Raw genomic sequence first — 14,167 nt, forward strand, 5'->3', positions numbered from 1 at the left:
TGTGGACCGAATACGACGGCTCCACCCTCCGCGAAAAACTCTACGGCCCCGGCGCCGTCCGACTCCGCGACGACCACCCCGGACTCCGATTCGGCAGCCGCGCCGCCGTCTGATCACACACACCACTCATACCTGACTTCCACTGCCTCCTAGCCCATCCCGGCGGAAACAGACGGTGGGAGCGACCCCGAAGAGGAACTTCATGCAGACCACCGAACTCCACGACGTCGCCACCACACTGCGCACCGCACGCGTGAACGGTGTGCCGGTCACCCCTCCGACCAAGACCTGGCCCGCCCTCGACGCGGACTCCGCCTTCGCCGTTCAGCGGATCAACGTCGAACACGCCGTCGACAACGGTGACCGCTTGGTCGGGTACAAGCTGGGCAACATCGCGAAGGTCATGCAGGAGGCCTTCGGACTCGGACAACCCGACTACGGGTTCCTGCTCGCGAGCATCTTCGCCTACGAGGGCACCACCCTCGAACGCAACGACTACATCGAGCCGTTCGTCGAACTCGAACCCGCATTCGTGCTGAAGAGCAGCCTGCGCGGACCCAATGTCACTGTCGCCGACGTCATCAACGCGATCGACTACGCACTGCCCGCCATCGAGATCATCGACTCCCGCGTCCAGAACTGGGCCATCGACCTTCCCGACACCCTCGCCGACAACGGATCCACCGGTGCGGTCCTCCTCGGCGGCACCCCCCGCCGCATCACCGACCTGACCCTGCGGGACATGCGCGGCACCCTCCGCTTCAACGGTCGCGAGGTCATCACCGGGAACACCCGCAACATCCTCGGCAACCCGCTCGCCGCAGTCGCTTGGCTGGTCAACCGCCTCGCCGCCTACGACGTCGAGTTCCTGCCCGGTCAGGTCATCCTCCCCGGCAGCTGCCTGCAGGCCGTCCCCATGAACCAGGCCGGTCAGTGGGTCGGAGAATTCGAAGGCTGGGGCAGTATCGAATTCGACGTTTCGCACCAGACGAACTGATCCGACCAGCCCCTCCGGGCATCACCATTCCGCCGAGTTGCCAGACTCCGCGGACCCGATCCTCGTTCGCTCAGGAAACAGAGCGCCTCTGCACTACTGGGCGAACGACGCGGGTGCCTGACCTCCACTGTGTCGGTGTCAGGCACCCGCACTCCAAACACGCACCGTCCGGACCATATCCGACTGCCGAATTCCATCCGGGACCGCAGCGGCGATCGCGCGAGTACGGCCTTCACGTGAACCGATCTGTTTCCACGGTCCTACGGTTCGAACTTCGTTCCACCTGGTCCATCCGCCGCGCAGGCTCATCGACAGGAGAGTCGGAACCCGACCAGCTCGGAGTCCGTCGCCTACCGCAGCGTGTGATGAGCGGGCAGCGGGATCGTGGCGGCGCAGGATGGACGGATATACGAAGATCCTCGCGTGTTCGAATCGGGGTCGAGCTGGCAGGAGTACTCGAAACCGCGCATCGAACGGGAATCCGTCATCGTGATCGGTGACGGCCGGAGAGATGGGCAATGAGTTCTGCCGGATCGTCGCGTCCGCGCAGAGACAGAGTGGCCACTTGCAGGGCGGCGATGCAGCCCTCCGTGAGTCGCTCGCTGCTGGAGATCCGGACCGAGCGGCCGAACTCGTCGATTGCCGAGGTTTCGCCTGGATCGCACGATCGCAGATGAGGACGGTATCGCTGGGGCGATGCACAGCGAGTTGCTATACCAGCAAGGTCGCCATGCCGAAGCCGTGCGTCTTCTCGACCAGTGCTCGGAACTCGGATCCGAGGGCGGGGGCGTCGATTTCATGCTTGTCACATACGGAACCGGCTCCCGAATCAAACCCTTCGCGGCGATATCCCGGCCGCGACGCGTCGATTGGAGGACGGGCCCGGGTCGCCACCACGCTGTCGCTGCCGCGTCTGGCGGATCGGATCGAGAACGAACGCACGCGATGGCGGATTGCCCCCGGACACTATCCGGTGGCATTGACGATTGACAATGTCCAACCGAAGGCACGACATCGACATCGAATCACCCCAACGGAATCATTGTGGCGACCGCGGGGCTCAACGAAGCCACCGCCATCCGGCCGGGCGGGGAAGGCATCGGCGGCCGGGGAACATTGCAACCCACGGGCCGCCGGAAAGCTCGAATTCGACGTTTCCCACCCTTCGACGTCCGACACCGGGATGCGCGCCGGACGAGGACAGCACTCCTCCGAGGCCGTGAGCCCCGAAGAGTCTCAGCTCGACAGTTCGCGGCCCGTCAATCGGTCTGAACGCGTCATCGATCACATACCCCTAGGGGTACTTGATTACCCCCGGGGGTATATGTCATTGTGGGTTGGACATCGAATCCAGCCCCTCGGAGGTAGACCTGATGATCCTCGAGCAGTACTACATCGAGTGCCTGTCACATGCGTCATACCTGATTGGCGACGAAAGTACGGGTCGCGCGGTGGTAGTCGATCCACGCCGGGACGTCACCGAGTACCTGGCCGACGCCCGTCGCTTGGGATTGACTCTCGAAGGCGTGATCAACACACATTTCCATGCCGATTTCGTCTCCGGACATCTGGAATTGGCGGACGCGGCAGGGGCATGGATCGGCTTCGGGGAGGCCGCCGACACCGACTACCCGATCCGGCGACTTCGACACGGCGAACACGTCAGCCTCGGTGAAGTGGACCTGGAGGTGCTGTCCACACCCGGGCACACATGGGAGTCGATCAGCCTGCTGGTGCGCGAGCGCCCGCTGGACACCCCGACCGCTGTACTGACCGGTGACGCGCTGTTCATCGGCGATGTCGGCCGCCCGGACCTGGCCAACCTCGGCGCGGGCACCACCGCCGACCTGGCCCGGGCGATGTACCGCACTATTCACGAGACACTGCTGCCCCTGCCCGATCCGGTGACGGTGCTGCCCGCGCACGGCGCCGGTTCGTCCTGCGGCAAGAACCTGTCGGCGGAGCTGACTTCGACGATCGGGGAACAACGCCGCACCAACCCGACCGTGCAGCCGATGACCGAGGACGCGTTCGTGGCCCTCATCACCGCTGGGCAACCGGCGGTGCCGTCGTACTTCGCCGCCGACGTCGCGTTGAACAAGACCAACCGCCCACTGCTGGACCGCCAGCGCCGTATCCCCGAGGTCACGGCCACCCAACTGCGGAACGAACTCGGCGCCGGAACACACGTGCTCGATGCCCGCTCCCCCGACGACTTCGCGGCGGGGCATCTGGCGGGTTCGGTCAACGTCGGGTTCGAGGGCCGTTTCGCCGAGACCGGCGGCATGGTCGCCGACCTCGGCGAGAGAATCCTGCTGATCACCTACCCCGGTCAGGAACAGGATGCCGCTATGCGGTTGGCGCGCATCGGCTCCGACGGGGCTGCCGGGTTCCTCAACGTCGACGGGGACGGCGCCTTCCCGGCCGACTTGACCGACCTCGTCCGGACGGCGCCGCGGACGACCGTCCTGGAGCTCGATCGGCTGCGCACCGCCGGGGCCATTACGGTGATCGACATTCGCAATCCCGGTGAACGGGAGATGGGTGTCATCCCGGAGGCGGTACCGATTCCACTGGCGCAACTGCGTTCCCGCCTCGGCGAGATCCCGTCCGCTCTCCCGATCGTGGTGCACTGCGCGGGCGGCTGGCGCTCGAGTGTCGCCGCCTCACTGCTGCGCGCCCACGGTGTCGAGCAGGTCAGCGACCTGGTTGGCGGTTACACCGCATGGGCGGCGCAGCACTGCCCGCCCGACCACCTGGCAACTGCCGGTGCCGAATAGCGCTGAAACGCAACGTAACAACCTATCCCGATGAAGAAAGAGTGGACATGTGCTATCCCACGAAGTGCACGAGCTGCGCAAAGACCACCTGGGGCGGCTGCGGTCAGCACGCCGACACTGTGATGCGGTCCGTTCCCGCCTCCGACCGGTGTACCTGCGCGGAGGATTCCGTCCCGCAGCCAAGAGCTGGGATCTTCCGCACCCTGTTTCGGCGCTGAGTGCGGAGCCCCAGGTGAGGTCCCGCCGATAGCCGGGTTCTGCTTCCACGGGAGAGACCCGAACGCCAGCACAGGAAGCGCGCGAGGCGACAACGCGCAGGGACCGCTTCACACAGCAGGACTCCTTCGGGCGACGAGCCGTCCCCGTTTGCGTATTCGTGCAGTGCGCTCACCCGATCGACACACCCACCGCACCCCGCCCACAATCACGGGCCCGTTTGCACGCGTCCGGAGCCGGATCGTCCGCCACCACTGGCCTGGTCTTACGCGCGGGAATCGGCCTTCGACAGCCGGTCCACCCCCACGACACCGCGCAGGCTATCAGCGAAATTGAACACGGTGGCACACACGCCGTCAACCCGGACGCCGCGCGAACTGATTCGAATTGCACTGGTGGGAATCATGTTTCGGGTGTCCTCACTGAACAGCGACCAGAGCCGCAACATGCGCGACCTGACCTGCAGGCTGTGCCGTCGGCCTCGGGTGACTCTCCTGCGCCCTGCGCACTTTAGTCCCACATCCAGCGATTCCAAGTCATCAAACCTCGAGGGGAACCTGAATGATCCGCAATGACACTGTCGGCGACCACGCGCCGCCGACCACGCCGATCACGGACGCCGGCGTACTCGGCCGCATGGGCGCCGCGATGGCCGTCCATGCCCGATGGGTATTCGGCATCTGGTTGATCGTGCTGGTCGGCCTCGGCACCGCCGCACCGTCGGTGTTCAGCTCCCTCGCCGGCGCCGGCTGGCAGGCCAACGGGTCCGAATCGGTGCAGGTCCGCGAACTGGCCCAGCAACACTTCGGCGGTAACTCGTCTGCCGCGGTGCAGGTCGTGGTTCACTCCGGCGATCGCACCGTCGACAGCCCTCAGGTCCAGCAGGTCTTAGGCGAGATCGCAGATGTCTTCGCCCGAGACTCCCGTTTCGGGGAGATCGTTGCGCCGCAGCAGGGGATGTCCATCAGCGAGGACGGGCACACGGGCATCCTCATCGCCGGCGCGAACGCAAGCGCCGACGAGATGGTCAAGGCCGTCGACGACCACAAAGACCAGCTGACCGCCCTGTCCGGGGACGGAATCGAGGTGTACCCGACCGGGGCGTCGGCCCTGTGGAGTGATTTCAACAAGGCCAACCACGACGCGATGATCCAGGCCGAACTGTTCTCGTGGCCGGTGACCTTGGCGATCATGGTGCTCGCGTTCGGGTCCCTGGTCGCCGCCGGGTTGCCGCTGCTGCTCACCCTGGCCGGCCTCGTCGCCTCGGCCGGTGGGCTGGTGCTGCTCAACGAGATCACCCCGATCTCGGTGTGGGCAATGAACTTCGCGATGATGTTCGCCCTCGCCCTCGGTATCGACTACGCACTGTTCCTCGTCTCCCGGTTCCGCGACGCCGTCCGGGCCCGTGGCGATGCCCGCACCGCGGTCGCCGAAACCATGGACACCGCCGGCAAGGCCGTCATGCTGTCCGGACTGACGGTGCTGGTCAGCCTGTCCGCGGTTCTGCTCGTTCCCGCGCCTGCCGTGCGCACCATGGCGGTCGGGATCATGCTCGCGGTGTTCTTCGTACTGCTGGCCACCCTCACGCTGCTGCCCGCCGCACTCGGAAAGTTGGGCACGAAGGTGAACGCCGGGTCACTGCCCTACGCCAAGCGGCAGGAGCACCGCTCGCCGCGTTTCGCCGCCTGGGGGCATCTGCTGCACAAGCATCCGTGGCCGTTCGCGGTCGCCTCATTGCTGGTGCTGATAGCACTGTCCATCCCTGTTCTGGGGCTGAAGGTGGCGATGCCGTCGATCGAGGTCGTGCCCACCGATGCGCCCGTCCGGCAAGGCTACGAACTCGTCCAGGCCCAGATGGGCGAGGGCGTACCGGGGATGCTGCAGATCATCTCTCCTACCGCCGATGGTGCTGATACCGCTGCTGCAGCAGCAGCAGCCGTCGATGGTGTCGCGATGGTCACCCCGCCGCAACCCGCACCCGACGGCAGCGATTACGTGATGTTGCAAGCCATCCCGGCCGTGGATCCGTCCGACCCACAGATGAGCTCAATCCTGAACACCTTGCGGTCGGACGTACCCGACGGCGCGCTGGTCGGCGGTGCACCGGCGGAGAACCTGGACCTGCAGCAGGCGCTGAACGACTATCTCCCGCTGATCGTCGGCATCATCCTCGTACTCGGGTTCGCGCTGCTGCTGATCGCCCTGCAGGCGCCGGTGATCGCGATCCTCGGCACCGTGGTCAGCCTGCTCTCGACCGCCGCCGCGTTCGGGGTCGCGAAGCTGATCTTCCAGGACGGGCACGGCGCCGGTGTGCTCGGCTTCACTCCGCAGGGGTTCCTCGATGGGTGGGGGCCGGTGTTCTTCTTTGCCATGATCTTCGCGATCGCCATGGACTACACCGTCTTCCTGCTCGCCACCGCGAAGGAACACTACGAACGCTCGGGGGATCCCCAGGTCGCGCACGTCGACGGTCTCGCCCATTCGGGGCGGGTGATCTTCGCCGCCGCCGCGGTGATGGTCGCGGTGTTCTTCACCTTCGCCCTCGCCGACCCGCTACCCCCGAAAGAGATGGGCATCATCCTCGGAGTCGCCGTGCTCCTCGACGCGGTCCTGATCCGGCTGGTGCTGCTTCCGGTGCTGCTGCGACTGACCGGGCACGCCGCCTGGTGGTGCCCGGCCTGGTTGCGCCGGATCCTGCCGAGCATCAAATTTTCGCACTGACGGAGACTTGTCGGTGGGTCATCCCACAATTGTTCCGCCCATATACCCCCTGGGGTATCATGAGAGCATCCAACGGAAGGAAACGTCATGGTCGGCGACGACGACAGCATCGCATTGGTACTCAACAGGTTGCGCCGCGCCCAAGGACAGCTCGCCGGTGTGATCGCCATGATCGAGCAAGGTCGCGACTGCAAGGATGTCGTCACCCAACTCGCCGCGGTCTCGCGAGCCCTGGATCGAGCGGGGTTCAAGATCGTCGCCACCGGCCTACGTGAATGCCTCACCGGAGAGAACTCCGAGGGCACCGAGCCGATGACCGAGGCGGAGCTGGAAAAACTGTTCCTCGCCCTCGCCTGATTACGCCTACCGCGTCGACCAACGAGGCCACCCGGTCCGGCTCGCCGGCGTCGCGCCGACCGCCACCTTCACGTCGTAGCGGCCGTCGCTCACCGTGCTCGGCGCCGACCACCCCGGCTCCCCAGCACGGTGCGCCCGGCGTCGTGCGCACCGACCCGTCCGCGGCGGGCATCGTCATTGTCGACGCAATGAACCCCGCCCTGATGCTGGAGATGACGGCCGCACCCGGACTCCAGGACGTCGCCGACGAGGCCACCGCCGCACTCCAGGCCGCGAACAACTCACTCACCACATCGACAGCCTGACACGTCAGACAGCTCGAACAACGTAGCAGGACAGGAGGATCATGACACTGGCGGTGTCCCTCGGCCTCGGCGCGGTCATCGGCATTCTGCTCGGACTGCTCGGCGGCGGCGGATCGATCCTCGCGGTCCCCGCCCTCGTCTATGGTCTCGGGCTCGACATCGAGCAGGCCATCCCGATCTCTCTGTTGGTGATCGGCGTCGCCTCCATCGTCGGCGCACTCCCCAAGGTCCGCGCGCACCAGATCGAATGGCGACTGGCCGGAATCTTCGCCGCCGCCGGCATCCCCGCAACCTTCGCCGGCAGCGCCGTCGGCCGCCTGCTCCCCCAATCCGTGGTCCTGATAGGTTTCGCTGCCGTCATGATCGCCGCCGCCGCCCGCATGCTCCTCGACCCCGACGACACCGGCACCGCCTGCAAGACCGGGGACTCGGGAATCAACTGGCGACGTTGCGCGACCCGCTCCATCCCCGCCGGCATCACCGTCGGCTTCCTCACCGGACTGTTCGGGGTCGGCGGCGGGTTCCTCATCATCCCCGCCCTGGTGCTGATGCTCGGCGTGGAGATGCAGACCGCTGTGGGCACCTCGTTGGTCATCATCGTCGCGAACTCTGCGGCCGGACTGCTCTCACACCTGGGCGGCGCGAGCATCGACTGGACGATCACCGCCGCCTTCGCCGGCGCCGCCATCGCCGCGTCCCTGCTGGCCGGCCACGTCGGCACCCGAGTCGACACCCACCGACTCCAACGCTGGTTCGCCTACCTCGTATTTGCCGTCGCCACGTATGTCCTGGTCGACACCCTGTTCCTACGCTGAGATGCCCTAGCGCCGGGAAGTTCGTGGCGTTCGTGGCGCCAGATGTCCGACTGGCCCGGTGTCCGAAATTCCACGTCGCTCACCGAGGCGCACCGCAAGGCAACGTCGCATCAGCCATCGCCCCTGTAAGGTCGGCGTGATGGCGGACCTTGACGGGCAGGTTGCCTTGGTCACCGGCGCGAGCCGAGGCGTGGGGCGCGGCGTCGCACTCGGCCTCGCACTTGCGGGTGCGCACGTGTATGCAACTGGACGGAGCGTGACCGAAGCCGAAGCCGACGCCGTCGATGGCGTCACCACAATCAGGTGCGACCACCGCGATGACGATGCCGTCGCCGACGTGTTCGGGCGCATCGCGGACGAGACCGGACAGCTCGACATCTGCGTGAATGTCGCGTGGGGTGGCTACGAACGCATGGTCGAAGGCGATCGCTTCACGTGGGCCGACCCGTTCTGGCTACAGCCGATGTGGCGATGGGACGCGATGATGACCGCAGGCGTACGCGCGGCCTTCGTCACGAGCCAGCACGCCGCACAGATGATGATCGCCGCGGGACATGGTCTCATCGTGCACATCTCGTCCTTCGCCGGACGGTCCTATTCCGGCAACACGATCTACGGCGTCGCGAAGTCGGCGACCGACAGGCTCGCGGCGGATATGGGACATGAGCTCGGCCCCCACGGCGTCACCGCCGTGTCGCTATACCCGGGCCTCGTACGAACCGAAGGTGTGCTCGCCGCCGGCGTCTTCGATCTCTCCAATTCCGAGAGCCCCGAGTTCGTCGGGCGCGCCGTGGCCGCGCTCGGCAGCGATCCAAATATCGCGCGCTGGAACGGTCAGATCGTCGTCGCAGCCCTGCTCGGTCGCGAATACGGCTTCACCGACGTCGACGGCTCGCAGCCCGATCCGCTCGGCTAGGCACGTGAACACGGAGTCCGCGCTGCGGGCTCAGAGGTGGAAGAGCACGGTCTTTGCGGCCCGACGAGGGCGACCACCGCACCGTCATCACCGACCCCACCGCGGGCACCGTGCACGCTGACGGCGCCACACACCCACTCCACGTGCTCGCTGCGGCGGACGGCGCCGCCCCGGGATCTCGCGTCACCCGTCCGGGGGAAGCGGCCACGCCGACAGTGATTGCAGCGTGGACAACCGAGAGCCGAATCTTCAGGGTGCAGGGGTGGTCGGCTGATGTCGGAAAGTACTGACTCGGCGCAACTTCGCCCGCGGAGCGACGTCGGCGAGCGCGAGAACACGATCGTCCTCCCACGACAGGGTCTCGTCGACCCCACTCTAGGACCGGCAAGCTTCGCGCCGACGGTCAGACATCGTCCAGCCGCCCAGCGGGCGAGTCATCTCAGTTGTCCTCGGCCCGTTCAGCAGACCCATGGCGACTTTGGGGTTGTTCGGCCGCATACCGTTGATTTGCTGACACCATCTCTTTCATGGCACTTACCGCGGCAGTGATCGTCATTGTCACTCTGGCTGTGATGACCACCGGAAGGCTGCCGGCCGTCCTGGCTCTGACCTGTGCGCTGGTGGTAGCGGGACTGGTCGGGATCGCAACCCCGACCGAGCTTTTCGCAGGGCTCAGCAATGGCGGAGTCATCACTGTCGCAGCGATGCTGGTGATCGCCAAGGGGGTGCTCCGCACCGGCGTCGTTTCCCGGGTGACCCATCGACTGCTGTCCGGGGCCCGGACTCCGGGCCGCGCGCTGGGCCGCCTCATTCCCCCGGTGGGCCTCATGTCCGCGCTGATCAACACCACGCCGGTCGTGGCGATGCTGATACCTGCCGCCAAAGAGCTACAGCAACAGTCCGGAATTCCGGCGCGTGGCGTTCTGCTGCCGATCGCCCATGCCACCACGCTGGCGGGGTCGGCAACGCTGATCGGCACGAGCTCCAACCTGCTCATCGCCGGTCTCGCGGAGCCTGCCGGTGTGCGGGTCACGATGTTCTCGTTCGTCCCGATCGCCGTTCCGGTGGCCATTGTGGGCTGGGTGGTACTGCTCGTCACCGCGCCCCTCATGCTGCGCGGCCGGCCCGAAGTCGCCGCACGCGACCTGTCCTGGCAGGCGGAGATTCCGATCTCGGCGCAGACCAATGCCGTCGGCCGTACCGCTTCCGAACTCGGCATCCACACGACGGTGGAGTTCGAGCTACGGGAAATCCGGCGCTGGGGCACACGCGTCGACCCGGACACGGCCCTGGAGATCGGCGACGTCCTGGTCTACCGAGCCACCGAGGCCGGCGTTCGGATGCTGTGGGCCAGCCCCCGGTTCGGGCTGGCCCCGCAACATCTCTACCTCGTCGCGATCGCCACGAACGAGCAGAGGACGGTGCGCGATCTGGAGGAGGACGAGGACATCGCGGTGGTCGCCGCCCAGACCACCCGGTTGCTCAGGGACGCCCCCGCCGAACCGGGTGAATTGTGCCTGGTCACGGCCAGCTCGGCGGATGCGCTCGCCGACCACCCGCTCGTCGCCCTGTGGCAGGAACTGCCCGGCACCTCACCCCGGACGAGGAAGACGTGGATCGCCCTGACGATCCTCGCTGCCGTCATCGTCGCCGGCTCCTTCGGCCTTGCCCCGGTCGAACTCAGCGCCGTGGCTGGTGCAGCACTGATGGTGCTCACCGGCGTGCTGACGCCGAGGTCCGCGGTGCGCGCCCTCAATTGGAATATTCTGGCGATCATCGCCGGGTCGATAGGTCTCGGGACCATCGTCGTGCACAGTGGTCTCGGAGGTTACATCTCCGACGCCATCCTCACACTGTCGAGCGACAACACCGCCCTGGTGGTATTGGTGATCGCCCTCGGTACCACCGTGCTCACCAACGTGGTCACCAACGCCGCGGCCGCGGCCATCCTGACCCCGGTCGCGCTGGAGATCGCCGCGACCACCGCGCTGAACCCGGTGCTGCTGCTCACGTTGATCGGCACGTGTATCTCGTTCACGTTCCTCAACCCGTACAGCCATCAGTCGAACCTGATGGTGATGCGTCCAGGCGGATACTCAACGGCAACCTTCCTCCGGTTCGGTATCCCACTCACGCTGATGTCGCTGGTGACGGCCTTCGGCGTGGGTTGGGCACTGCTACTGCCCTCGAGCTGACACTGAATATGTTTCGCTGCATCACATTTCGTGCGGGAGTTCCGGTACAGATCGGGTCATGACTCAGATCCCGGCATTTCTTCAGCCGACATCACGACGGCGGATCGTGCCGTCGCCGTGCTGGGGCGGACGAAACGGAACACCCGCGATATCAGATCTCAGGAGCGGTTGGGAAACAGGTGCTCCGGGTCTATGTCCGTGCCCGGCGGCGGGTCCACCCCCGGTCGTCACGGATCGGACGAAGCCGAGGATGGCTTGTGTCGTGGCCCGTCATGGCGCCGTTGCTGTCATTCGCGGGAAAGCATCGCGGCCGCTTCGCGTTCGAGGTCGACGAACGGTTCGCCGCTGACGTCGACGGCGACCCGGTTCAGCGTCCCGCCGGTGAACGCCCACGGCGCGCTGCCAGGGTAGTCGTCGGTGACGGTTTCCCCGGTGCTTCGGCCTACCGTAAGGCCCTCGCCGGCGATGCCGAACTTTCCGGGCTGGGTCCGGATCCGGCCCTCACCGACCTGACGGTCCCCGTAGTACAGGCGCAGCACCCCGTGGGCGGTGCCGGGTGGGTCCTCCCCGTCCTTGTCGAACGAGGCCGCCAGGATCAGGTTCTGACCTGTCGGCAGGTCCTCGGTCGCGCTGATCACTTGCTGCTCGCTGCCGAGGAAGTTGTACACATAGTGCAGCCGGTCGTCCTTGACGTAGAGGGCGTGCCCGCCGAACCGGCTACCGTGCGAGAACAACACCCCAGCCGCGGTCGTGCCGTCGGTGGGGATGTCGACCAGTGCGCCGATCGAGTAGGAGCGGTTGCGGATGTTGACCGCCACCGACTCGGGCACCTCGGCGCCGCCGGCGCGGTACACGTACCGGTTTCGTGGCGGCGCGAGCTGGGGGCGTGGGGTGGTGAGGATCTCGACGGCGGAGCGGTCGTCGAGCGGGTACGCCTGGTTGGCGCCGGCCTCGTGGAACCAGAGACCGACGAGTTCGGCGAGCCGGCCGGGCTCCTCGGCGCTCAGATCGCGCAGTTCGGCGCGGTCCACCTGGGTGTGGTACAGCTCCCAGGTGTCGTCGGCGAAGTGGCTCCACCCGCTGATCGCGGGGTGGGTGGTGACGGCCTTCCAGCCGTCGTGCCAGATGCCCCTCGTGCCGAGCATCGAGAAGAACTGGGTGTGCTTGGCGGTGGGGATCGTGGCGGCGTCGAAGCTGTAGCGCATGCTCACCCCCTGCAGCGGGTGCTGGGTGTAGCCCTTGACCGTGTCGGGCAGTGTGATGCCGAGGCAGTCGAGCACGGTCGGGACCAGGTCGATGGCATGGTGGTACTGGTCGCGGGTCTCGCCGCGGGCGGCGATGGTCGCGGGCCACGAGATGATGCACGGATCGCAGGTGCCGCCGTTGAACGAGTACCGTTTCCACATCTTGAACGGGGTGTTGAATGCCATCGCCCACCCGTTCGGGTAGTGGTTGTAGGTTCTCGTCCCGCCGAGATCGTCGAGCCTCGCCAGGTTCTCGGCCAGGTCGTCCGCCACGCCGTTGCCGATCTTGTTCTCGTTGACCGAGCCGTTCGGGCCGCCCTCGCCGCTGGCCCCGTTGTCGGAGACCAGCACGATGATGGTGTTGTCGAGCTGCTCGGTGTCCTCGAGGTAGGTGAGCAGGCGGCCGATCTGATCGTCGCAGTGTGAGAGGAACCCGGCGTAGACCTCCGCCATGTGGGCGAAGAGCCGCTGCTCGTCGGCGGAGAGGCTGCCCCAGGGGCGGGTGTAGTCGAGCGGCGGGAACGGCTGCCCGTCGGGCCCCGTCCGTGACTCGGGGGTGCCGATCGGGTTGAGCGTCGGCAACTCGGTGTTCTCCGGGACCAGACCCATGTCCTTCTGCCGGGCCAGGGTCTGTTCGCGCATCGCCTCGTACCCGGCGTCGAACTTTCCGCGATACCGCTCGACCCATTCCCTGGGCACCTGGTGCGGGGCGTGCGCGCAGCCCGGCGCGTAGTACAGGAACACCGGCCGGTCGGGGGCGATGGCCTTGACGTCGTCGATGTATTCGAGGGCCTTGTCGGTGATGTCGACGCTGAAGTGATAGCCCTGCTCGGGCGTGGCCGGTTGTTCGACGGGGTGGTTGTCGTGCACCAGGTTCGGGTACCACTGGTTGGTTTCCGCCCCGAGGAAGCCGTAGAAGCGTTCGAAACCTCGGCCGACCGGCCAGTTCCGTTTGCTGGACGCCATGTTCATCTCGTCCTCGGCGCACAGGTGCCACTTGCCGACCATGGCAGTGCTGAAGCCGTGGTCGACCAGTATCTCGGCGAGGGTGGCGCATTCGGGTGGGATGTGCCCGTTTGCGCCGGGGAAGCCAATCGCGGCCTCGCTGATGCAGGCCATGCCGTTGGTCGTGTGGTTGCGGCCGGTGAGCAGGCAGGACCGGGTCGGTGAGCACAGCGCGGTCGTATGCCACTGGCCGTAACGCAGGCCGTTTGCGGCGATCTTGTCAATGTTGGGTGTGTCGATCGGGCCGCCGTAGCAGCCCAGGGCTCCGAAGCCCACGTCGTCGAGCACGATGTACAGCACATTCGGCGAGCCGGGCGGCGCCTTGGGCTGTTCGTACGGTCCCCAGTCCGGGATCGAGTCACGAATATCGAGATTGACGACGCCTCTGAACGGTGTGGCCATGATGTCGGCTCCTCATTGGGGTCCCCTGTCTCCAGCCAAGCACGACAGCCCCTCGATGACGAGGGGCAACGCAATGTTTCACACCGGCCTGTCGTGACTTGGGGCGATCAATTCGAGGACGCCTCGCCCTAGAGGCGATTCACCCCGTCGACCCGAACAGGGGGGAGGGCGCGCGGCGACACCACTCAGGATTCCGACGCACAATCGAAGGGAA

9 protein-coding genes are annotated in these 14,167 nt (G+C 66.4%); 8 read left to right on the plus strand and 1 reads right to left on the minus strand.

Annotated elements, in window-relative coordinates; all coding sequences use genetic code 11:
* Positions 1-202 precede the first annotated feature (202 nt).
* The 8 genes from ACFTWF_RS37325 to ACFTWF_RS37360 all read left to right on the plus strand — a co-directional run bounded on the left by ACFTWF_RS37325 (position 203) and on the right by ACFTWF_RS37360 (position 11,302).
* The gene (locus ACFTWF_RS37325; RefSeq protein WP_378466108.1) at positions 203-997 is read left to right on the plus strand and encodes a 2-keto-4-pentenoate hydratase; all 795 of its coding nucleotides are present in this window, start codon (positions 203-205) and stop codon (positions 995-997) included.
* 1,373 nt (positions 998-2,370) lie between these two features.
* The gene (locus ACFTWF_RS37330) at positions 2,371-3,777 is read left to right on the plus strand and encodes a rhodanese-like domain-containing protein (RefSeq protein WP_378466109.1); all 1,407 of its coding nucleotides are present in this window, start codon (positions 2,371-2,373) and stop codon (positions 3,775-3,777) included.
* Between the two features lie 777 nt (positions 3,778-4,554).
* Positions 4,555-6,714 (plus strand): MMPL family transporter, encoded by a 2,160-nt coding sequence (locus tag ACFTWF_RS37335; RefSeq protein ID WP_378466110.1) that lies wholly within the window; start codon positions 4,555-4,557, stop codon positions 6,712-6,714.
* An 87-nt stretch (positions 6,715-6,801) separates the two neighbouring features.
* On the plus strand, positions 6,802-7,071 hold the full coding sequence (locus ACFTWF_RS37340) for a metal-sensitive transcriptional regulator (RefSeq protein WP_378466111.1): 270 nt from the start codon (positions 6,802-6,804) through the stop codon (positions 7,069-7,071).
* Between the two features lie 143 nt (positions 7,072-7,214).
* The gene (locus ACFTWF_RS37345; protein ID WP_378466112.1) at positions 7,215-7,376 is read left to right on the plus strand and encodes a hypothetical protein; all 162 of its coding nucleotides are present in this window, start codon (positions 7,215-7,217) and stop codon (positions 7,374-7,376) included.
* A gap of 41 nt (positions 7,377-7,417) precedes the next feature.
* Positions 7,418-8,191 carry a sulfite exporter TauE/SafE family protein gene (locus ACFTWF_RS37350; RefSeq protein WP_378466113.1) on the plus strand — a complete coding sequence of 258 codons (774 nt, stop codon included), beginning with the start codon at positions 7,418-7,420 and terminating at the stop codon, positions 8,189-8,191.
* Positions 8,192-8,330: 139 nt separating this feature from the next.
* Positions 8,331-9,107, plus strand: coding sequence for an SDR family NAD(P)-dependent oxidoreductase (locus ACFTWF_RS37355; RefSeq protein ID WP_378466114.1), 777 nt, complete (start codon positions 8,331-8,333; stop codon positions 9,105-9,107).
* A 527-nt stretch (positions 9,108-9,634) separates the two neighbouring features.
* Positions 9,635-11,302: an SLC13 family permease gene (locus ACFTWF_RS37360; protein WP_378466115.1), complete on the plus strand. Its 1,668-nt coding sequence runs from the start codon at positions 9,635-9,637 to the stop codon at positions 11,300-11,302.
* Between the two features lie 287 nt (positions 11,303-11,589).
* Here ACFTWF_RS37360 and ACFTWF_RS37365 read toward each other — a convergent pair whose 3' ends face one another.
* On the minus strand, positions 11,590-13,953 hold the full coding sequence (locus ACFTWF_RS37365; RefSeq protein WP_378466116.1) for an arylsulfatase: 2,364 nt from the start codon (positions 13,951-13,953) through the stop codon (positions 11,590-11,592).
* Between the last annotated feature and the right edge of the window lie 214 nt (positions 13,954-14,167).

This window comes from Rhodococcus sp. NPDC056960 (assembly GCF_042674125.1).
Lineage (GTDB): Bacteria > Actinomycetota > Actinomycetes > Mycobacteriales > Mycobacteriaceae > Rhodococcus_F.